The following is a 20,857-nucleotide window of genomic DNA, read 5'->3' as shown; positions in this document are numbered from 1 at the left end:
GTCGGGCTATACGGCGACAGCAGCTGGTAGTACGACGCGTACTGGCGGCCCGCCGTCAACGTGCCATACGTGCCGTTCGTCACGCCGACGAACGCCTGGCGGCTGAACATCAGGTTGGTCGTCGACATGGCGCCGCTGTTCGCGCTGAAGCCTTCTTCCAGCGTGAAGATCGCCTTCGTGCCGCCGCCGAGGTCTTCCGCGCCCTTCAGGCCGAAGCGGCTGCCTGCCCACACGCCCGTGATCATCTTGAACGCCGAGTGGCCGCCCGATGTCGAGCCGAGCGTCGTCGAGCTCGACTGATAACCGATGCCGTTATCGACGATGCCGTACAGCGTTACGCTGCTTTGCGCGAACGCGGGCGCCGCCGTGGCCAGCGATGCGCCGATCACCAGTACCGCCTTCACGCCTTGGAATTGCTTCCTTTCCATCCTTATCTCCTCCTTCACTTCGTCTCGATGTAGTTGCGTGGTGTGATCGCGATGCGCGGCATGGCGCCGCGACCGCGAGGTTGCTTCTTTGCTCGCTTCCCTTCTTTAAAGGATCAAAAGACGGCTCGGGTAATCGCGCGGGACGTACGCACTCAATGAATCTCCGGCTCGCCGGACGTGGTGCCCGCGCCGCCGCGTTGCAGGAAATCGAAGTCGCAGCCCTTGTCGGCCTGTAGCACGTGCACCTGATGCATCGCGCCGTAGCCGCGCGAGAAGCGCGGCTCGGGCGCGACCCATTCGGCCTTGCGCCGCGCGAGTTCTTCGTCGGGCACGAGCGCGTTCAGCTTGCGCTGCGGTACATCGAGCTCGATCAGATCGCCGTCGCGCACCAGCGCAAACGGCCCGCCGATAAACGATTCGGGCGCCACGTGCAGCACGCACGCGCCGTAGCTCGTGCCGCTCATGCGCGCATCGGAAATGCGCAGCATGTCGCGCACGCCCTTTTGCAGCAGCTTCTTCGGAATCGGCAACTGGCCCCACTCGGGCATCCCCGGCGCGCCCACAGGGCCCGCATGCTGCAGCACGATCACACAGCTTTCGTCGATGTCGAGGTCTTCGCTATCGATGCGCGCGGCCATATCGTTGTAGTCCTTGAACACGACCGCGCGGCCCGTGTGCACGAGCAGATGCGGTTCGGCTGCGCCCGGCTTGATCACCGCGCCGTCGGGCGCGATGTTGCCGCGCAGAACAGCGAGACCGTTGTCCGGCATCAGCGGATTGCTGCGCCGGCGGATCACATCGTCGTTGAAGATCTGCGCACCTTCGAGGTTCTCGCCGAGCGTGCGCCCGTTCACCGTCAACTGCGAGCGGTCGATCAGGTCGCCCAGTTCCGCGAGCATCGCCTGCAGGCCGCCCGCGTAATAGAAGTCCTCCATCAGATACGCGCCCGTCGGCCGGATGTTCGCGAGCACGGGCGTGCGGCGCGAGAGGCTGTCGTAGCGGTCGAGTGTCAGCTCGATGCCCGCGCGGCGCGCGAGCGCGATCATGTGCACGATCGCGTTCGTCGAGCCCGACAGCGCGAGGCAGGTCGTGACCGCGTTGTCGATCGACTGCGCGGTGAGGATGTCGGACGGCTTCAGGTCTTCCCACACCATCTCGACGATGCGCATGCCCGTCTTCGCCGCCATCTGCGCGTGACGCGAGTCGGGTGCCGGAATCGACGCGAAGCCCGGCAGCGTGAAGCCGAGCGCTTCGGCGGCGCTCGTCATCGTCGATGCCGTGCCCATCGTCATGCAGTGGCCCGGCGAGCGCGCGATGCCGCCTTCGACGCCCTGCCAGTCTTCTTCCGTGATCTTGCCCGCGCGCAGATCGGCCCAGTATTTCCACGTGTCGGAACCGGAGCCGAGCGTCGCGCCGTTCCAGTTGCCGCGCAGCATCGGACCGGCCGGCAGGAAAATGGTTGGCAGGTCCATCGAGATCGCGCCCATCAGCAGCGCGGGCGTGGTCTTGTCGCAGCCGCCCATCAGCACGACACCGTCGGCGGGATACGAACGCAGCGTCTCTTCCGCTTCCATCGCGAGGAAGTTGCGGTAGAGCATCGTCGTGGGCTTCTGGAACGGCTCCGACAAAGTCTGCACCGGCAGTTCGATCGGGAAGCCGCCCGCCTGCCAGATGCCGCGCTTCACTTCGTCCACACGCTGCTTGAAGTGCGTGTGGCACGGGTTCATCTCGCTCCACGTGTTGAGGATCGCGATGACGGGCTTGCCTGCATATTCGTCGCGGCTGTAGCCCATCTGCGCAGTGCGCGAGCGATGCCCGAACGAACGCAGATCGTTCACGCCATACCAGCGATGGCTGCGCAATTCTTCTGGCGTCTTCTTCGCCTTCTTTCGTTCGTTGCCGTCGGTGCTCACGTTCGTCTCACTCCAGATCAAGCTTTTGTTCCGCTGCGATGGTTCCACTGCAATGCGGCTGCACGTCATGCGGATCGCGCCGCGCGATCGTCACGCGGCGCATCCACGGTCATTCAATTCAGTTCCAGCGATTCGTTCATCACGCGCGCGAATTGCCGGCCAGCTCGCGTTCGAACGCGAGCAGTTCGCGCGCGGCCTGCGCAATGGCTGCGTGCTGTTCGACGGGCGCTGCGCTCAGGAGCGGCAGAATCGAGCCCATGTCCGCGATGCCCGAGAACGTGACGGCATCGTGCAGCACGCGAATCAGCGAGATCTCGTCGCGCAGCGTTTCGAGCGGCATGAACGCGTCATAGAGGCGCTGTGCTTCGGCGTCGCGGCCGGCTTTGACGGCGGCGAGCAGCGCCATTACCGCATGCGACGCGATGCAGCCCGAGCCCGTCGTCCACGAAGCGAGGCCGAAATCGCGCACATGCACGAGCGCCGGGCGCTCGCCCATGCCCGAGATCACGCGCGAAGCGCTCACGCTTTCCAGCAGGCGCCGCAGGTACGGATCGTCGGCCGGATTGCTGCGGACGATCGCGTACTTCACCGCGATGAGCGTGCCGCGATCGACGAGGCGCGCGAGCGTATCGACGTCGACGTAGTCTTCGCTCTTGATGTAGAGCGTGAGCGGGATGCCCGCCGTATCGACGATGCGCGTGAGCCCCGCTTCGACGCCGGCAGGCGTCGTGAAGCCGGCGAGCGGCAACACCATTGCGGTGCGATACGACGTCTGCGACAGGATGCGCGCCTGATCGAGCATCTTGCCGAAGTCCGGACCGATGGCAGGAATCACGCGTGTCGTAGGCGCGGCGCTCGCCGCCAGCATGTCGAGCACTTCGCGGTATTCGCTGACGGCCACGTGATAGAAGTTCGCGTTGCCGCCATACAGCAGTGTGCGCACACCGCCCGCTTCGATATGGCGGATCAGCTTCTGGTTGGCATCGACATCGAGCGACAGGTCGGCGCGACGCGCGAGCGGCGGGACTGCCATCACGGTCGACGCGAATTCGCGCTCGACGATCGGGGACTCGTTCATAAGATCTCGTGATTCGGATGGGTGGCTGACAAGCCAGAAAGCTACATGGCCGCCGCGATGTTGTCAAACAACTATTTCGACCGTTGGTGTTTTCCATGAAATCGTTTGACAACGCTTTTCCTACCGGATGCGCGTCGCCGCGGACACCAAAGATGACAATTGCGCGTTCGCGATCAGGGGCGACAATGGTTAACTCGAAGCGCTCACCGGCACACCCGCCATCCCGACAGGAGAATCACATGACCATCAAATACGCGTTGTTCGCACGTTTCGAAGCGAAGCCCGGCAAGGAAGCGGAAGTCGAAGCGTTCCTGCAGAAAGGGCTCGAACTGGCGAACCAGGAAACCACGACGCCGATCTGGTTCGCGCTGAAGATCGCCGAGCACACTTACGGCGTATTCGATGCATTCCCCGACGAGGCGGGCCGCCAGGCGCATCTCGACGGCCCGATCGCGAAGGCGCTGATGGGCGTCGCCAACGATCTGTTCACGGGGCCGCCGCAAATTGGCCGCATCGACGTGCTCGGCATGAAGAACACGCTCGGCTGACGGCAAGATCGGCTGACCACGCGCCTGGCGCAGACAGGCAAGCCGTCCGCGCTAGCGGCAGCGCTCGTGGCCAGCCGGCACGAAACCAACATGAAGCCGAATATGAACCGCCGCGAGTCAACCTAAAACCACAACACAGGAGACCTCACCCCATGTCCATTCGTATCGTTCAGCTCGGATCGGACCGCGCGCCCGATGAAGGCGTGCGCATCGGCACGGTGCGGCGGCCGCCGCGCGGGGTGCCGAAGGCCGAGTTCGGCAGCCGCAACTACTACGACGTCTGGCTGCCGATCCTGTCGCCGACACCGGAACTCGTCACTCAGGCGCTCGCTGCGAAGACCGACGCCGAATGGCACGCGTTCGTGCGCAAGTTCCGCGCGGAGATGAACAACGGCGATGCGTCGAAGGTGCTCGATACGCTCGCCGCGTTGTCGGCGGCGTCGAACTTTTCGGTCGGCTGCTACTGCGAGGACGAGAACCGCTGCCACCGCAGCGTGCTGCGCCAGCTGCTCGCCGACCGGGGCGCAAAGCTCGCATAGCACCCGACGCCGCGCGATGCATATCGCGTATCGCGCGCACTCACGCAATCGCGCCGCCTCCGTCGACGAGCACCGTCGAGCCTGTCGCGTAAGGCGTCATCGCGAGATAGACGATCGCGTTCGCGACGTCTTCCGGCTGACCGACGCGCTTTGCCGGCAAACGGTTCGCGGCGCCTTCGAACATTGCGTCGCGTGCGTCGTCGGAGAGCTTCGACCACAAGGGCGTCGCGATCAGCCCCGGCGAAACCGTATTCACCCGCACGGGCGACAGTTCGAGCGCAAGCCCGCGGGCGAGCGATTCGAGCGCGGCGTTGATCGCGCCTTGCAGCACCGACGTCCTGCTCGGTCGCACGGCAAGAAAGCCCGACACGAACGTCAGCGATCCGCCTTCCGCGATTTTCGCGGCACGCGCGACACGGTAGGCGCCCCAGAACTTGCTGTCCATCGCGTTGTAGGCGTCGTCGAGCGGCAACTCGCGCACGGGGCCGGACGGCGTCTGCGCGGCCGAAATCACGACATGATCGAACGGCGGTTGCACTGCGAAGAACGCGTCGATGGCAGCCGCGTCCGCGGTGTCGAGCGTGACCGTCTGCACGCTGTGTCCGATGTCGGCGGCGGCGTCTGCGAGCTTTTGCGCGCTGCGCGACGCGATCGTCACCTGTGCGCCGAGCGCCGCGAAAGCCTTGGCCGCCGCCGCGCCGATGCCCGAGCTGCCGCCGACGATCAGCACACGCGTGGATTGAGGCGAGTTCATGGAGGGATCTCCTGTCGAATAGGGTCGATGAAACAAGGGCGATGAAATCGGACTGATCAAATGCACGTCGCATCGCGACAACGCCAGGCTCTCGCCCGAACTTCCCTATGCTAGTCTTCGCGCCACGGAAGAAATACCGCTTCCAGATCGACGAATCCTTTCTTTTTTGAGAAGAATGAACCCTACCCGGATCGTCAGCCTGCCCGCGCTGCTTGCGTTCTCCCGCGTCGTGTCGGCGGGCAGTCTGTCGGCGGCTGCGCGGGAAATGGACCTGCCGCTCTCGGTGGTCAGCAAGCGGCTCGCGCAGCTGGAGAAAAGCGTCGGCGTGCGGCTGATCCAGCGCACCACGCGCCGTCAGACGCTCACGGAAGAAGGCGCGCTGTTTCATGCGCGCGTCGTACGCATCCTCGACGAAATCGAGCAGGCGGAAGAGTTGCTGTCGCAGCGCCGCCATGAAGTCAGCGGACTGCTGCGCGTGACGGCGCCAGGCCAGCTCGGGCGTCAGAAAATCGCGCCGCTGGTCGCCGGTTTTCAGCGGCTGCATCCGCAGCTCGACGTGCAACTGGAATTGACGGATGCCGTCGTCGATCTCGTCGAAAGCGGCTTCGATCTGGCGATCCGCTTCGGCAGTCTCGCGGATTCATCGCTGATCGCCCGCACGCTCGCGCCGAATTTCCGCGTGCTGTGCGCGTCGCCGGCTTATCTGGAGCAGCACGGCGTGCCGCGGCATCCGCACGATCTCGCGTCGCACCGCTGCATCCTGATTGGCGACCAGCGACGCGCGGAATGGCGCTTCGAAGGCGACGAAAGCATCGCGGTGCGCGTCGACGGCGCGATCGTCACGAACGACGGCGAAGCCGCGCATCTGCTCGCGCTCGCCGATGCGGGCATCGCCGTGAAGTCGATCTGGGATGTCGGCGACGACATACTCGCCGGCCGGCTGCGCCGCGTGCTGCCGCATCATTCGATGTCGGCGGCGCCGTTGCATGCGATCTATCCGCATAGCCAGCATCTCGCGCCGCGCGTGCGCGTGTTCGTCGATTATCTGCGTGAGCGTCTGGTACAGGCGTGGCGCTGGGATTCGTTGTAGCGCGGTTGTAGTGCTGTTGTAGCGGCGCGATCCGGCCGCGCGATCGAACGGCTTGCGCATGGAGCCACCCCGCGCATACGTTGCAAAGTGCCGGGTTGAAGCGGATTTCCAGCGCCTTTTGCGATAATGAACTGCCCTGTGATCGTGTAGTTTCCCCATAGCGTCGGCATGGACCGTCGGGACATCCGACCACCCGCGCCCCGCCTCATAACTTAACCGGAAAAGTCATCCGCAATGGCCACTGCGACGTCCCGCACAAGCGACACCGATCTGCCCGACCCGAAGCGCGGCGCTCGCCTGACGCTCGGCAGCCGGATCGTGCTGAGCTTCGGCGCGCTGTTCGTGCTGATGCTCGCGATGGCCGCCATTTCGTACACGTGGGTGCGCGTGATGGACGACGAGGCGCTCAGCATGGGCCGCGACTCCGTGCCCGGCCTCTATCTCGCGACCACGCTGCGCGCGACGGCGAACAGCGGCTACTCGACGCTCGAACGCGCACTCTTCGTCGACAGCGACGACGACGCGACGAAGCGCGATCTCGACCGCCTGCCGCCGATCATGCGCCAGTTCGATCAGGTGTCGGCCGAATATCAGGCGACGCTCTTTCGCGACCAGGACCGCGCGCACTTTCGCGATTTCAAGGCCGCGTGGGACCAGTACCTTCCGCAACAACACGAAGCGATGCGTCTTGCCGCCACGGCGAAGCCCGATGCGCAGGCCGCGTTCATCAAGCTTGCGCCCGCGTGGAATAACGTGCAGCGCACGGCGAACGAACTCGTGACCGAGAACCGCGGACAGGCCGACGATTCCGCGAAAGCGATCCGCGATTCGGTGACGAGCATGGAAATCACGCTCGCGACGGCGCTCGGCGTGACGCTGCTCGTCGCGCTCGTGACGGGCTATTCGCTGTACCGGGCGATCACGGTGCCGATGTCGAGTGTCGTCGAAGTACATAACGTGATACGCACGGGCAATCTCACGCAGCGGCTGAGGCTCGGACGCCGCGACGAATTCGGCGCGCTCGAGGACGGCTTCAACCGGATGGCCGAGGAACTCAACAGCCTCGTCGCGCAGGCGCAGAAGTCGTCGCTGCAAGTGACGACTTCCGTCGCCGAGATCGCGGCGACGTCGAGGGAGCAGCACGCGACGGCGAGCGAAACGGCCGCGACCACGGCCGGGATCGGCGCGGCGTCTCGGGAAATCGCCGCGGCTTCGCGCGATCTGTCACATGCGATGAACGAGTTGTCGGTGGCCGCCGGGGAGTCGGCGATGCGCGCGGACACGAGCCGGAGCGGCCTCGCGCCTATCGAAGCGACGATGCGCAGCGCAATGGAAGCGGCGAACTCGCTGAACGCGAAGCTCGCGATCCTCAGCGAAAAGACGGTGAACATCAACCGGGCGATCGCGACGATCGCGAAGGTCGCGAATCAGAGCGACCTGCTGTCGCTGAAGTCGCTGAACGCGGCGACCGAGGCGGAAAAGGTCGGCGAACATAGTGGGAGGTTTGCCGTCGTCGTGGCGGAAACACGGCGTGTCGCGGATCAGGCGGCCATCGCCGCTCACGACATCGAACACGGGATGAATGAGATCCAGTCGGCCGTGGCAGCGTGCGTGACGGGCATGGGCGCGTTGTCCGAAGAAGTGCGGCACGGCATGCACGATGTGCAACTGGTGAGCGGACAACTATCGCAGATCATTCACGACGTGCAGACGCTCGCGCCGCGCGTTCAACTCGTCAACGAAGGCATGCAGACACAGGCCGCGAGCGCCGGGCAGATCATGCAGGCGCTGTCGCAACTGTCGGAGACCGCGCAGCTGACGGCGGAGTCACTTCGCCAGTCGTCGCAGGCAATCGACGATCTGACGCTCGTCGCCAATCAGCTGCGCACGGGCGTTTCGCGCTTCAAGATCGAAGGGTAACGGTGCCGGCGCTGTCGACGGGGCCGAGAGCGCGCTAGCCCGGCTTGCCGTCCTCACGCGGACGCATCAGCGGCAGCGCATACGCGAGCGCGTAGATGACGAACGCGGCGATCCAGCACAGGCCCGCGCTCCAGATCCACAGGTGATAGAGACCCGGCGCGACCAACGGACCGACGACGCGCAACGCCGAGCCCAGCGTGACGAGCGCATAGCTCGCAACGTCGCGCTTATCGGCGACGAGCGGCCTGCCCGTGTGGCCGCGCGCCGTGCGCGTGATCATCGCGATGATCGCGCCGCCGATCACGCCTGCCGTGAACGCGTGCAACGCAACGGAATGCGGCACGAACCCGAGCGCGCTCGCGCCGAGCAGCGCGAAGCCGGCGGGCATCCACGCATAGGCGACGTGCAGGATCAGCAGAATCGCGGGCCCGCGCACCTTGTACGAGCGCCAGCCGATCAGGCGCACGCAGTGCACCGCGCAGGCCGCGAACGCCAACACCGCTATGACGAAGGAATGCACGGCCGCTGCGTCGGCGAACAGCGCGGCGAGCGTCAGCGGCGCGGCGATTGTTTCGATGGGCTTCCAGCGGCGCGTGACGAAGCCAGGAATTGCGTTCGACGTGAACATCGGGATCACGCGCGCGCCGATCACGCTGACCAGCAGCACGACGATGCCCGCCGCCGCGTACAGGCAACGCAGCGCGAGATCGGGCCGGCCCGTCTGCACGAGGACATGAAATCCGACATTAAGCGCGCCAAAAGCCAGCAGCACGGGCACGAGAAAATAGTTGCGGCGGTTGCCCGCTTTCTTCAGCACGCGCAGCAGCACGCAGGCGACGGCGGGCAGAAACGCGCTGTCGACGATCGCGGCGGGCACGGCGGGCCCGCTCCACACCAGCACGCGCGCGCACAGCCACAACAGCGCAAGCGCGGCGAGCAAGCGATGGCTCGTCGTCTGCATGCCCGTCCATGCGCGCACGGCCGTCAGCAGAAAGCCCGCGACGATCGACGCGGCGAATCCGTAAACCATTTCATGCGCGTGCCAGCCGATCGGGTCGATCCTCAGCAGGTAGTTGCCGTTGACGGGCACGCCCGCGAGCATCAGCAGCCATACGGTCAGTGCAAGCGCCGCAAAGGCGGCGCCCGCCAGATAGAACGGCCGAAAGCCGAGATTGAACATTGCGAAGCGCCGCCCGGGCCGGTGGCGTTCGGGGAACGGGACGAAGGTTGAACGCGGTTCGACGATTTTCATGATTCGCTCGTTTCAGGCATCGGTAGAACGGGACGCGGCGCGCTCGCTGCGTCGCTCGCGACGTGCTTACTCGCAGTGCATCTCGAATGCGGGATACAGGCGCACTTCTTCGCGCGTCATCCGCTGGCGCAGATGCGCGATCACGCGGCCGATTTCACGCGCGAACTCGAGGCCCGAGCGTCCGCTTTCCAGTCTGTCGAAAAAGCCGAGAATCTCCGACGAAATCGCGCGCATCTCCTGCGCGTACATCTCGCCGAGCGCGCGCGTCTCGTCGTGCTTGCGCATCGCGGGATACAGCTTGTCGTCTTCGCGCTTCAGATGCGCGGCGACAACGCCGCGCACCTGCCTGAGCTTGCGGCGCCCCTCGTCGGTGACGACGCCGAGCGCGCGGCATTCATCGAGCAAACGGAAGATTTCTTCGTGATCGTGTTTGAGCGTGGTGATCAGTGACATGTTTGTTGGCCTGCGTGTTTCGTGTTGACAGAGTTACGGCATCGTATGGCCGCGTAAACCCTTACACACGTTTTGTGCCAACAACAAGGTATTGAAAAACAGTGACTTGCGATATCTGTTAGTCGGTTCGACAGGAGTCATTGTGACTCGATACAGAGTCCGACCGACTTCATCACGCCGATTCCCGCTCCACCACGCTAAACCCCACATCGACGAACGCGGGCTCGTGCACCCCATTCAACCGGTCGAGCAGAAACCGCGCGGCGCTCACGCCGATGCGCGTGCCGTCGACACGCACCGTCGTCAATTGCGGCGATGTTTCCGACGCGAAGTCGAGATCGCCGAAGCCGCAAATCGCAAGCCGCGACGGCACGTCGAGGCCGAGGCGCTTCGCCGCGCCCAGCGCGCCGATCGCGAGCAGATCGGAGCCGCAAAACACGGCATCGACTTGCGGCGCACGTTCGAGCAGTTGCGGCAGCGCGGTCTTGCCCGTCGCCAGCGAGCTTGGCGGCTCGACGATCACTTCGGCGACGTCCGTCATCCCCGCTTTCGCGAGCCGGTCGCGGAACCCGGCACGGCGCGCGAGCGCACGCGCATCGCTCGCCGACATCAGCGCGGGCCGCTTCACGCCGCGCGACAGAAAGCGCTCCGCCACCGCTACGCCGATCTGATAGTGCGAAAAGCCCACCAGCATGTCGATGGGCGTATCCGTCATGTCCCACGTCTCGACGACGGGAATGCCGACGTTGCGCAAGCGCTCGCGCAACGAATCGGTATGCGCGACCCCCGTCAGCAGCACACCTTCGGGACGGCGGCTCAGCACGGTATCGAGCAGGCTTTCTTCGTTCGTGTCGCTGTAGCCGCTCAGCGCGAGCAGCACTTCATAGCCCGCGCGCGACATCGTCTCACTGAACACCTGGATGGTCTCGGAGAACAGCGAGTGCGCGATGGTCGGCACGATGGCCGCGATCAACCGCGAGCGCGCCGACGACAGGCCGCCTGCGAGCCGGTTCGGCACATAGCCGAGCTTCTGCACCACCTGGCGCACGCGTTCGAGCGTTTCGGGCGCCACGGAAGCGGGATTGTTGAACACGCGCGATACCGTGATGGGCGACACGCCCGCCTGCGCCGCGACATCCGTGATGCGCAGGCCCTTCGGACCGCCGCGCGTGCGGCGCGCGGGCGTTGCACTGTCCTTGAGCCCGAGCAATGCGTCGGTTGGCTTGGTGATCGGCATGAATGTGTGCACCCGAAAATTTGCGCGGCTATTGTAGCCAATGCCTCGAAACGGCCTCACTCCGTCACGGGCGCGCTGCTCACGTTCCGCGCCGCGTTGCCGCTACGGCGCAGAACGAAGCTCGTCACGATTGCGAAGATCAGCATGCAGGTGGCGGGGATCAGCATCGGCGCCTGCGTGCTGCCCGTCGTCTGCTTGACGAACGGCACGAGGTTCTGCGCGATGAAGCCGCCGATATTGCCGAGCGAATTGATCGCCGCGATGCCCGCCGCGGCGCGCGCGCCAAACAGGAACTTCGGCGGCAGCGTCCAGAAACACGGGATCAGCAGATACATGCACGGCGCGCCGAAGCACAGCGCGATGAAGCGCAGCGTATTGGTCGGCATGAACACCGAGGACAGAAAGAACACCATGCCGAGCAGCGCCGACGCGAGCATCGCGATGATCGCGCGATTGCCCGCGCGCAGTTTCGACGGCAGCCATGCGAGCACGATCGTCGCCATCAGCCACGGAATGATGTTGAGGAAACCGTTCGTCGTGTTGCTGACGCCGAAACCCTTCACGAGTGTCGGCAGCCAGTAGCTGACGCCGTACACGGAGATCGACAGCATCATGTAGTAGAGCGCCATGCCGATCACGCGCGGCTCGGCAAGCACGCTCAGCAGCGATGCATGATGCGCAGCGTTCTTGCGGGCCTGCGCACTTTCCGTTTCGAGCGTGCGCGTGAGCCATGCTTTCTCGTCATCCGAGAGGAACGTCGCTTCACGCGGCGACGCGGGCAGCAGATACAGCACGACCAACGTCAGCAGCACGGACGGAATGCCCGTGACGACGAACACGAGCTGCCAGCCTTGCAGGCCGAGGAAGCCGCCCTTGTCGAGCAGCCATCCGCAGATCGGCGCGCCGACCATGTTGCCGAGGCTGCTGCCGACCGTGAAATAGCCGAGCATGCGCACGCGATGCCGTTGCGGAAACCACAGCGTCAGGAAATAGATCACGCCCGGATAGAGCCCCGCCTCCGACGCACCCAGCAGAAAGCGCAGCACGTAGAACATCGTCGCGTTCTTCGTGAACGCGAGCAGGATCGTCACGACGCCCCACGTGAACATGATGCGCGCCATCCACTTCGGCGCGCCGTACTTGTGCAGCATGACGTTGCTCGGCACCTCGAAGATCAGATAGCCGATGAAGAACAGCGATGCGCCGAGTCCATACGCCACTTCGGAAAGCCCGAGACTGCCGAGCATTTGCAGCTTCGCGAAGCTGATGTTCGAGCGGTCGATATACGCGACCAGATACAGCAGGCCGAGCAACGGCATGAGCCGTAGCCCGAGCCGGTTGATGAGGCGCGATTCGTCGATCGCGGAAGTGACGGTGTTCACGATGTCTCCTGGGCCCGCTGCATGCGCGCGGGCCGCGTTGTTCAAGCTGTGTTCGTGACGGATGGCGCTTTGCTTCGGCCGCCTTGCTTCGGCCGCTTTCTTCTGCCGCGCTACTTCTGTGCTTCGCGCCACGCGTCGTACGCGGCGAGCGTTTCGTCGTTCGGCGGATAGTTGCCGCGCAGCGGATTGCCCTGCGCGATGCGCTCCGTGATGAACGCTTCGAGCCGTTCCTGCTCGCTCGAATCGCGCGCGACTTCTTCGGCCATTTCGCGCGGCACGATCACGACGCCATCGACATCCGCGACGACGATATCGCCCGGATACACGGGCACGCCGCCACAAGCGATCGGCACGTTCATGTCGACGGCGTGATGCTTCGCGAGATTGAGCGGCGCGCTCGCGCCCGCGCACCAGATCGGCAGGCCGAGTTCGGAAATCGAGCCGCTGTCGCGCACGGGACCGTCGGACACCATGCCCGCGACGCCGCGCTTCGCGAGCCGCAACGCGAGAATCGAGCCGACGGATGCGACCGAGCGCTCGCCGCGGCAGTCCTGCACGAGCACGCTGCCGGGCGGCGCCGTCTCGACGGCCTTGCGCTGCGGATGATCCGGGTTCTGAAAGACGCCGACATGATCGAGGTCTTCGCGCGCCGGAATATTGCGCAGCGTGAATGCGGGGCCGACGAGATTCGGCGCGCCCGGCGCGGGCTTCGCGAGCGGCGCGACGCCTTGCAGGAACACGTTGCGCAGGCCGCGCTTGAAGAGTTGCGTGGTGAGCGTCGCCGTGCTGACGTGGCGGAGTTGTTCGAGCGCTTCGGCGCTCACGGTCTGCTGTTCGGATGCGGTCATTTTCAGTGGCTTATTGCGTGAAGTGCGTTAATGGATTTCCGGCTCATCGCGGTTCGCTTCCGGCGACGCCGCGAGTTTTTCTTCGAGGAAGTCGAAGTCGCAGCCCTTGTTCGCCTGCGTGACGTGCAGTTGATGCATGACGCCGAAGCCGCGCTCGAACGGACGCTTCGGCGGCGTCCATGCTTGCCTGCGCTTCGCCAGCTCCGCGTCGCTGAGCTCGACATGCAGGCGCCGCGCGGCCACATCGAGTTCGATGATGTCGCCGTCCTTCACGAGCGCGAGAGGCCCGCCGACGAACGATTCGGGCGCGACGTGCAGCACGCACGCGCCGTAGCTGGTGCCGCTCATCCGTGCATCGGAGATACGCACCATGTCGCGCACGCCCTGCTTCAACAGCTTCTGCGGAATCGGCAGTTGCCCCCACTCGGGCATGCCCGGCGCACCGACAGGGCCCGCATGCTGAAGCACGATCACCGAGTCGGCCGTTACGTCCAGCTCGTCGCTGTCGATGCGCGCGGCCATGTCGTTGTAGTCCTTGAACACGACGGCCGGGCCACGATGCTTCAGCAGATGCTGCTCCATCGCGGCGGGCTTGATCACGGCGCCATCGGGTGCGAGATTGCCCGTCAGCACGGCGAGACCGTCGCGCTCGACGAGGGGATTGCCGCGCTTGCGGATCACGTCGTCGTTGAAGATCTCCGCGCCCGCGATGTTCTCGCCGAGCGTCTTGCCGTTGACGGTCATCTGCGTGCCGTCGATCAGATCGCCCAGTTCGACGAGCAGCGCGCGCAGGCCGCCCGCGTAATAGAGGTCCTCCATCAGATACTGGCCGGCGGGACGGATGTTGCCGAGCACGGGCGTCACGCGCGCGAGCTCGTCGAAGCGCGCCGTCGTCAGATCGATGCCCGCGCGCCGCGCGACGGCCACGAGGTGCACGATCGCGTTCGTCGAACCCGACATCGCGAGCACCGTCGTGATGGCGTTATCGAACGACTTCGCGGTGAGAATGTCGGACGGCTTCTGATCGGTCCACACCATCTCGACGATGCGCTGGCCCGTCAGCGATGCGTACTGCGCGTGCCGCGAATCCGCCGCGGGAATCGACGAGAAGCCCGGCAGCGTGAGGCCGAGCGCTTCCGTCGCGCTCGTCATCGTCGATGCCGTGCCCATCGTCATGCAGTGGCCCGGCGAACGCGCGATGCCGCTCTCGATGCCCTTCCATTCGTCCTCGGTGATCTTGCCCGCGCGCAGCTCGGCCCAGTACTTCCACGTGTCCGACCCGCTGCCGAGCGTGCGGCCGTTCCAGTTCCCGCGCAGCATCGGACCGGCGGGCAGAAAGATGGCGGGCAGGTCCATGCTGATCGCGCCCATCAGCAGGCCGGGCGTGGTCTTGTCACAGCCGCCCATCAGCACGCAGCCGTCGAACGGATACGACTTGAGCAGCTCTTCCGTCTCCATCGCGAGGAAGTTGCGGTAGAGCATCGTGGTCGGCTTCTGGAACGGCTCGGCGAGGGTCATCACGGGCATCTCGACGGGAAAGCCGCCCGCCTGCCAGATGCCGCGCTTCACTTCCTCGACGCGCTGCTTGAAGTGCGTGTGGCACGAGTTGATCTCGCTCCACGTGTTGACCACGGCGATCACCGGCTTGCCCATGTAGTCGGACGCGTGATAGCCCATCTGCGCGGTGCGCGAGCGATGGCCGAACGAACGGAGATCGTTGACGCCGTACCAGCGGTAGCTGCGCAACTCTTCCGGCTTCTTGCGATTCGAGGACAAATGAGTCTCCTTGGTAACGCTATCATTTCCGCTCGAAGCAAAGCGGGCGGGCGCGACGGGCGTTCTTTCTGTGCGGATCGACGACGATGGAATGAACGGATGGTAGCGTTATCATCCGAAGCAGTCCGCCAGGGATTACACGTAGAGGCAGCCTTGAAAATGCGCGCGCGGACCGAGGCCGCGAGCCACGCGAACGCGCGATCTACGATGCGAACGCGTGGCGTGGGCGTGGCGTGGCGCGTTTCGCGTCAGACTTCCTTCGTATCGAACACGAGCAGTTCGACGCCGGCTTGCGCGAAGTTCTGCAGGTCGGCGGTGGTCGCTGCCGCTTCAGGCGTGGTCATCGCCTGTTGAAGCGCGTCGAGGCTGTCGAAGCTGAGGATGGCGGCGAGCGCATACGGCGATTCGCCTTTCGCGCTCGCGACGGACCCCACGCTCACTTCATAGCGGCGCAGGCCCGGAATCGATTTGGCGAGGGGTATGTGCTTCTCGAAGTAGTAGGCGTCGAATGCGTTGCGGTCTGCGGGTACGTTGTACAGCGCGACGAGCTTTGCCATGTCATGCCTCCTGAAACGGACGTCCGGCGTGCAGTGTCGTTCCTCTCGAACGGCCCATGATTTTACGCCCGGCATTTGCGATCCCGTTGTGAAGGGGACGCGTTTTCGAGTGCCGCGCGTACCACGCGCGCCCCGCTCCGCGAACTCAGCGCGGCATGCGGCGCCGGAACCCCCACCAGCCCGCGAGCAACGTGAAACTGACGACGAGCAGCACCATCATCCAGAAGCCGTGCTTGTTCTCCGCGAGCGGAATGCCGCCGACGTTCATCCCGAACAGCCCCGCGATGATATTGATGGGCAGCGCGAGCACCGTGACGATGGTCAGCGTGAACAGCGTGCGGTTGGTCTGCTCGTTCAGGCGCGCGGCGATTTCTTCCTGCAGCAGCTTGATGCGCTCGGCGAGGCCCGAGAGATCTCCGAGCACCAGTGAGAACTCTTCCGTCGAATCGCGCAGGCTCTGGACGTCGGCGGGCGATAGCCACGCGGGCGGCCGCACCAGCAGACGGAAGATCGAGCCGGGCTCCGGCGCGAGCAGCCTTTGCAGACGCACGAGCACGCGTCGCATCGCGCCGAGATCGCGGCGGCTTTCATACGCGCGCAGCGACAGGAAATGATCTTCGACGCGATCCACTTCGATGCTCGTTCTGCGCACGATCTCGACGAGCAAATCGGCCTGGTCGCGCAGCAGATGGATCAGCAGTTCGGCCGCCGTATCGAAGCGCTCGCCGTTGCGCACCGACGCGCGCAGCCGGTCGACGGAGCGCAGCTGCTTCAGCCGCGCCGTGACCATGATGCGCTTGTGCGTATAGACCCAGAGCGTCGAGATGTCGGAAGGCGTCTGCTCGAAGTCGTACATCACGTCGTTGACGACGGCGAGCAGCGCGCCGTACTGGTGCTCGATGCGCGTCGAGTGCGAGCCTTCGCGAAACGCTTCGAAAAAGCTTTCGGGCAAGTCGAGATGCGTGCGCATCCAGCGCTCGCTCGACACATGCGCGAGATTGAAATGGAGCCACAGAAACTCGCCCGGATTCGCATTCGGTGCGTTCGCGACCTCGTCGAGCCATTCGGCGGCGGAGTCGGCATCGAGCGCAATGCCGGGCTTGTCGGGAGCGAAACGAAAGCCGCAGACGAGGCCGGAGCGGTCGGCCCCATACGTGGCGGGCGCCAGGTTCAGATTCATGTGCGTTTCGAGGGTGGGGTCCACGAAAGCGCCATTCTGACATGAGCTTGCGGCACTCGCGTTACGTGACAGCCGCTTGATGGCTGTTTGACCGCCTTTTGACGACTGCCTGACTGCTTGCTCGAGGGCCTTTCGACCGTTGCTTGGCTGTTGCCTGACTGTTGCTCGACGGCCTTTCGACTGGAGAAAAAGCGCGGCTTGCCGATAACGCGCCCGGCGCAACGCCATACACATACATCATTTAACAAGCCGTCCGCGTCGCCCACGGACGGCCCTGTTCAGTCGATCACGCGTTGAAGCCGCCGTCGATCGTGAGGCTTGCGCCCGTCACGAAGGCCGCTTCCGGGCTCGCGACATACGCGACCATGCCCGCGATTTCCTCGGGACGCGCATGACGGCCGATCGCCATCAGACCATGCAGCGAAGCGGCGAACTCGCTGGACTCGGGGTTCATGTCGGTATCGGTCGGACCGGGCTGCACGTTGTTGACGGTGATGCCCTTCGGCCCCAGGTCGCGCGCGAGACCTTGCACGAGACCTTGCAGCGCCGACTTGCTCATCGCGTACGCGGCGCCGCCCGCAAACGGAATACGCTCGGCGTTGCAGCTGCCGATGTTGATGATCCGCCCGCCCTGCCCCATGTGCGGCAGCACCGCCTTCGACGCGACGAACACGGCGCGTACGTTCACCTGCAAGGTCGCGTCGAAATCCTCGAGCGAGAACGTGTCGATCGTGCCCAGGCGCAGCACGCCCGCGTTATTGACGAGGATGTCGATCTTGCCGAGCTCGCGCGCCGTCTCGTTGATCGCCTTGGTCAGCGAAGCGGGGTCCGCGACATCGGCCTTGACGGCAACCGCGCGGCCGCCCGCCTTCTCGACGCTCGCGACCAGATCGTTCGCGCCTGCGGCCGAGCTGTGATACGTGAACGCCACCGTCGCGCCCTCGCTGGCGAGCCGGCGTACCACGGCCGCGCCGATGCCGCGCGCGCCGCCCGTGACGAAAGCGATCTTGCCTTGCAGATTCGTGCTCATGCTGTGTGCTCCATGTGATGTTGAAGTGAGTTCAGTATGGCGAGCGGATTCGCATATCGGTAGGATCGAATGCGGACTAACAGTTTCAACCACAGGTATAAGCCGACATCGCGATGGAAGCGCTCAATCTCATCGAATCGTTCATCCAGACGGCCGAAACGGGCAGCTTCTCGGCGGCGGCGCGGCGGCTCGGCCTCACGCCCGCCGCCGTCAGCAAGAACATCGCGCGGCTCGAAGCGCATCTGGGCGTGCGGCTCTTTCATCGCAGCACCCGCAAGCTCACGATGACGCCCGCCGGCGAGCAGCTATGGGCCGACGCGAGCGTGCCGTTCACGAGCCTGCAGGACGCGTTCGAACGGGCCGCGCAGCACGATGGCAAGCCGTCGGGCGTGCTGAAGGTGAGCATGGCCGTCGCGTTCGGGCGCGAGTACCTGGTGCCGCTGCTCGGCGAATTCCTCCAGCGCTATCCCGACATCGTGCCCGACTGGCACTTCGACAACCGCGCCGTCGATCTGATCGCGGGCGGCTTCGATGCTGCGATCGGCGGCGGAATCGAACTGACGCAAGGCGTAATTGCACGCGAGCTGGCGCGGCCGTGCGTGATCGTCGCGGCGTCGCCGGCGTATATGGCGGGAAGGCCGATGCCCGCGCATCCGTCCGGGCTGGCCGAACTCGACGGCATCGCGCGCCGCTCGAGCACGACGGGCCGCGTGCGCGCGTGGACGCTGCGCAACCAGATCGGCGAAGAGGCGCTCGCGGAATGCCGCATCCGCATGATCTTCGACGACCCCGAAGCAATGGCGCATGCCGCGATGCAGGGGCTCGGCATCGCGTTCCTGCCGACGCCGCATGCCGCGCCATGGCTCGAAAGCGGCAAGCTCGTGCGGCTGCTGCCGGGCTGGCACGCGGAACTGAGCCCGCTCACGCTCTACTACCCGAACCGCAAGCTGCTGCCCGCGAAGACACGCGTGTTCATCGACTTCATCGTCGGCGCGTTCCGCGAAAGACGGCTCGCCGCGCGCTTCGACGCCCGCTGAGCTCGCTGACGAAGCGCGCGTCCCTACCCGGCATTCCTGCGCGGTAGCAGGGTTTCCCACTACACAAGTGATGGCGACATCGGTCGATATATCAGGCGGAGACATGCGCGCGTCGCGTTCCTCAGCGCGCCCAATTTAAGAACCGCCCACCCTGAGAGGCGTCCCAATGCTGAAGCTGAGTTTTACCCAGAAACTGTGGTTGCCGCTCGTCATCAGTCTGATCGCGTTGTTGCTGGTGTCGTTGTCGGCCGCCTGGCTGTCGCGCGAAACGCGCATCGAGGAACGAAAGAACGACCTGGTCAATGTCGCGCATGTCGGCCTGTCGCTGGTCAAGGAGTATGCGGCGCTCGCGGAGAGCGGCAAGCTGAGCGAGGCCGACGCCCGCAAGCAGGCGCTCGACCGCCTGCGCGAAGTGCGTTACGGCGAGGATGGGTATTTCCTCGTGCTCGATTCGACGCCGCGCATGGTCATGCATCCGATCAAGCCCGCGACCAACGGCAAGGATCTCGCGGGCACCGCCGACGCCGACGGCCGTCATCACTACGTGAGCTTCGCGAAGGTCGCGCAATCGCCCGAAGGCGGTTTCGTCGACTACGTGTTTCCGCATTCGAAGACCGCATCTTCGTCGGGACCTGCCGAGGCCGTCGACAAGATCGGCTACGTCGTGCGCTTCGCGCCGTGGGACTGGATCATCGCGACGGGCGCCTATGTCGACGATATCGACGCCGCGTTCATGCGCTCGCTGTACTGGATCGGCGCGGTGTTCCTCGGCATTGCACTGCTGCTCGCCGCGCTCGTCGCACTCACGAACCGCAGCATTCAACGCACGATAGGCGGCGATCCCGGCTATGCGGCCGATGTCGCGAACGCGATTGCCGTCGGCGACTTGACCGTTTCGATCGACACGCGTCACAACGACGAACAGAGCCTGTTGCGCGAAATCCGCCGCATGCGCGACACACTGACTGACACGATCCGCGCGATCAAGCATGCCGCCGATCACGTCGCGACGGGCGCACATGAAATCGCGAGTGGCAATGCGGACCTGTCGTCGCGCACCGAGAACCAGGCGGCATCGTTGCAGGAGACGGCGGCGAGCATGGAGCAGATGACGTCGATGGTCCGTCAGACGGCCGAGAACGCCCGGACCGCGAGCGAACTCGCCGAGCGCGCCGCGCGGATCGCGAACGAAGGCAGCGAGATGGTCGGCGAGGCCGTGTCGACCATGCGCGACATCTCCACTGAATCGCAGAAGATGGTCGAGGTGATTGCGGTGATCGAGAGCATCGCGTTCCAGACGAACATCCTCGCGTTGAACGCCGCCGTCGAAGCCGCGCGCGCGGGCGAACAGGGACGCGGCTTCGCGGTCGTCGCGGGCGAGGTCCGCACGCTTGCGCATCGCAGCGCGGGGGCCGCGAAGGAAGTGCGTCAACTGATCAGCCGCGCCGTCGACAAGGTCGGCAACGGCGCGGGCCTCGTCGAGCGCACGGGCACGACGATCGAGCAGGCGCGCGACGCAATTGCGAGCGTGACGAACGTGATGCAGGAAATCGCCGCGGCGGCGGCCGAGCAGAGCGCGGGCATCGATCAGGTCAATCTCGCCGTCACGCAGATGGACAGCCTCACGCAGGAAAACGCGGCGCTCGTCGAACAGGCGGCGGCCGCCGCGCATTCGCTGACCGAGCAGGCCGGGCGGCTGAAGACTTCCGTCGACGCGTTCCAGGTTGCCGAAGCCGCCTGACATCCCCGACACGCCCGGCACGCCCGACATGCCCGACGCGCGATAGATGCCGCGTCGCGCGAATCTGGTTGGACCAGTTTTCGCGCCGGTGTCG

Annotated in this window: 19 protein-coding genes; 6 read left to right on the top strand and 13 right to left on the bottom strand. The window is 65.2% G+C overall.

Features of this window, described 5'->3' with window-relative positions:
* From BMW76_RS11350 to BMW76_RS11340, 3 genes are all read right to left on the bottom strand, one after another.
* A partial coding sequence (locus BMW76_RS11350) for a porin (protein ID WP_143062242.1) occupies positions 1–428 on the bottom strand: 428 nt, incomplete at its 3' end.
* Positions 429–580: 152 nt separating this feature from the next.
* The gene (araD, locus tag BMW76_RS11345; protein ID WP_090865244.1) at positions 581–2,341 is read right to left on the bottom strand and encodes an L-arabinonate dehydratase; all 1,761 of its coding nucleotides are present in this window, start codon (positions 2,339–2,341) and stop codon (positions 581–583) included.
* A 139-nt stretch (positions 2,342–2,480) separates the two neighbouring features.
* Positions 2,481–3,419 carry a dihydrodipicolinate synthase family protein gene (locus BMW76_RS11340; protein WP_090865213.1) on the bottom strand — a complete coding sequence of 313 codons (939 nt, stop codon included), beginning with the start codon at positions 3,417–3,419 and terminating at the stop codon, positions 2,481–2,483.
* 239 nt (positions 3,420–3,658) lie between these two features.
* On the opposite strand from BMW76_RS11340, the gene BMW76_RS11335 reads away from it, so the two are divergent.
* Together BMW76_RS11335 and BMW76_RS11330 are read left to right on the top strand one after the other, a co-directional pair.
* Positions 3,659–3,967, top strand: a complete 309-nt coding sequence (locus tag BMW76_RS11335) for a putative quinol monooxygenase (RefSeq protein ID WP_090865212.1) — start codon at positions 3,659–3,661, stop codon at positions 3,965–3,967.
* Positions 3,968–4,119: 152 nt separating this feature from the next.
* Entirely contained in the window at positions 4,120–4,506 is a 387-nt protein-coding gene (locus BMW76_RS11330) for a DUF488 domain-containing protein (protein WP_090865211.1), read from the top strand.
* 40 nt (positions 4,507–4,546) lie between these two features.
* Here the strand turns inward: BMW76_RS11330 and BMW76_RS11325 are convergent, their stop codons facing one another.
* Positions 4,547–5,260, bottom strand: coding sequence for an SDR family oxidoreductase (locus BMW76_RS11325; protein ID WP_090865210.1), 714 nt, complete (start codon positions 5,258–5,260; stop codon positions 4,547–4,549).
* A gap of 175 nt (positions 5,261–5,435) precedes the next feature.
* Between BMW76_RS11325 and BMW76_RS11320 the strand changes: the two genes are divergently transcribed.
* Positions 5,436–6,350, top strand: a complete 915-nt coding sequence (locus BMW76_RS11320) for a LysR family transcriptional regulator (protein WP_090865209.1) — start codon at positions 5,436–5,438, stop codon at positions 6,348–6,350.
* 234 nt (positions 6,351–6,584) lie between these two features.
* On the top strand, positions 6,585–8,270 hold the full coding sequence (locus BMW76_RS11315; RefSeq protein ID WP_090865208.1) for a methyl-accepting chemotaxis protein: 1,686 nt from the start codon (positions 6,585–6,587) through the stop codon (positions 8,268–8,270).
* Positions 8,271–8,304: 34 nt separating this feature from the next.
* Here the strand turns inward: BMW76_RS11315 and BMW76_RS11310 are convergent, their stop codons facing one another.
* The 9 genes from BMW76_RS11310 to BMW76_RS11270 form a co-directional block, all read right to left on the bottom strand.
* On the bottom strand, positions 8,305–9,522 hold the full coding sequence (locus BMW76_RS11310; RefSeq protein WP_090865207.1) for an NnrS family protein: 1,218 nt from the start codon (positions 9,520–9,522) through the stop codon (positions 8,305–8,307).
* A gap of 66 nt (positions 9,523–9,588) precedes the next feature.
* Positions 9,589–9,975: a hemerythrin domain-containing protein gene (locus tag BMW76_RS11305; protein WP_090865206.1), complete on the bottom strand. Its 387-nt coding sequence runs from the start codon at positions 9,973–9,975 to the stop codon at positions 9,589–9,591.
* A 172-nt stretch (positions 9,976–10,147) separates the two neighbouring features.
* On the bottom strand, positions 10,148–11,212 hold the full coding sequence (locus tag BMW76_RS11300) for a LacI family DNA-binding transcriptional regulator (protein WP_090865243.1): 1,065 nt from the start codon (positions 11,210–11,212) through the stop codon (positions 10,148–10,150).
* A 56-nt stretch (positions 11,213–11,268) separates the two neighbouring features.
* Positions 11,269–12,594, bottom strand: coding sequence for an MFS transporter (locus BMW76_RS11295; protein ID WP_090865242.1), 1,326 nt, complete (start codon positions 12,592–12,594; stop codon positions 11,269–11,271).
* 110 nt (positions 12,595–12,704) lie between these two features.
* Entirely contained in the window at positions 12,705–13,442 is a 738-nt protein-coding gene (locus tag BMW76_RS11290; RefSeq protein WP_090865205.1) for a ribonuclease activity regulator RraA, read from the bottom strand.
* Between the two features lie 27 nt (positions 13,443–13,469).
* Positions 13,470–15,218, bottom strand: a complete 1,749-nt coding sequence (araD, locus tag BMW76_RS11285; RefSeq protein ID WP_090865204.1) for an L-arabinonate dehydratase — start codon at positions 15,216–15,218, stop codon at positions 13,470–13,472.
* A gap of 248 nt (positions 15,219–15,466) precedes the next feature.
* Entirely contained in the window at positions 15,467–15,775 is a 309-nt protein-coding gene (locus BMW76_RS11280) for an EthD family reductase (RefSeq protein ID WP_090865203.1), read from the bottom strand.
* A 145-nt stretch (positions 15,776–15,920) separates the two neighbouring features.
* Positions 15,921–16,955, bottom strand: a complete 1,035-nt coding sequence (locus tag BMW76_RS11275; RefSeq protein WP_090865202.1) for a transporter — start codon at positions 16,953–16,955, stop codon at positions 15,921–15,923.
* Positions 16,956–17,241: 286 nt separating this feature from the next.
* Entirely contained in the window at positions 17,242–17,985 is a 744-nt protein-coding gene (locus BMW76_RS11270; protein ID WP_090865201.1) for an SDR family oxidoreductase, read from the bottom strand.
* 113 nt (positions 17,986–18,098) lie between these two features.
* Between BMW76_RS11270 and BMW76_RS11265 the strand changes: the two genes are divergently transcribed.
* Together BMW76_RS11265 and BMW76_RS11260 are read left to right on the top strand one after the other, a co-directional pair.
* Positions 18,099–19,022 carry a LysR family transcriptional regulator gene (locus tag BMW76_RS11265; protein WP_090865200.1) on the top strand — a complete coding sequence of 308 codons (924 nt, stop codon included), beginning with the start codon at positions 18,099–18,101 and terminating at the stop codon, positions 19,020–19,022.
* Positions 19,023–19,188: 166 nt separating this feature from the next.
* Positions 19,189–20,763, top strand: a complete 1,575-nt coding sequence (locus tag BMW76_RS11260) for a methyl-accepting chemotaxis protein (protein ID WP_090865199.1) — start codon at positions 19,189–19,191, stop codon at positions 20,761–20,763.
* Positions 20,764–20,857: the final 94 nt, after the last annotated feature.

The organism is Paraburkholderia diazotrophica (assembly GCF_900108945.1).
GTDB lineage: Bacteria > Pseudomonadota > Gammaproteobacteria > Burkholderiales > Burkholderiaceae > Paraburkholderia > Paraburkholderia diazotrophica.
This window is presented reverse-complemented; position numbering and strand designations above follow the sequence as displayed.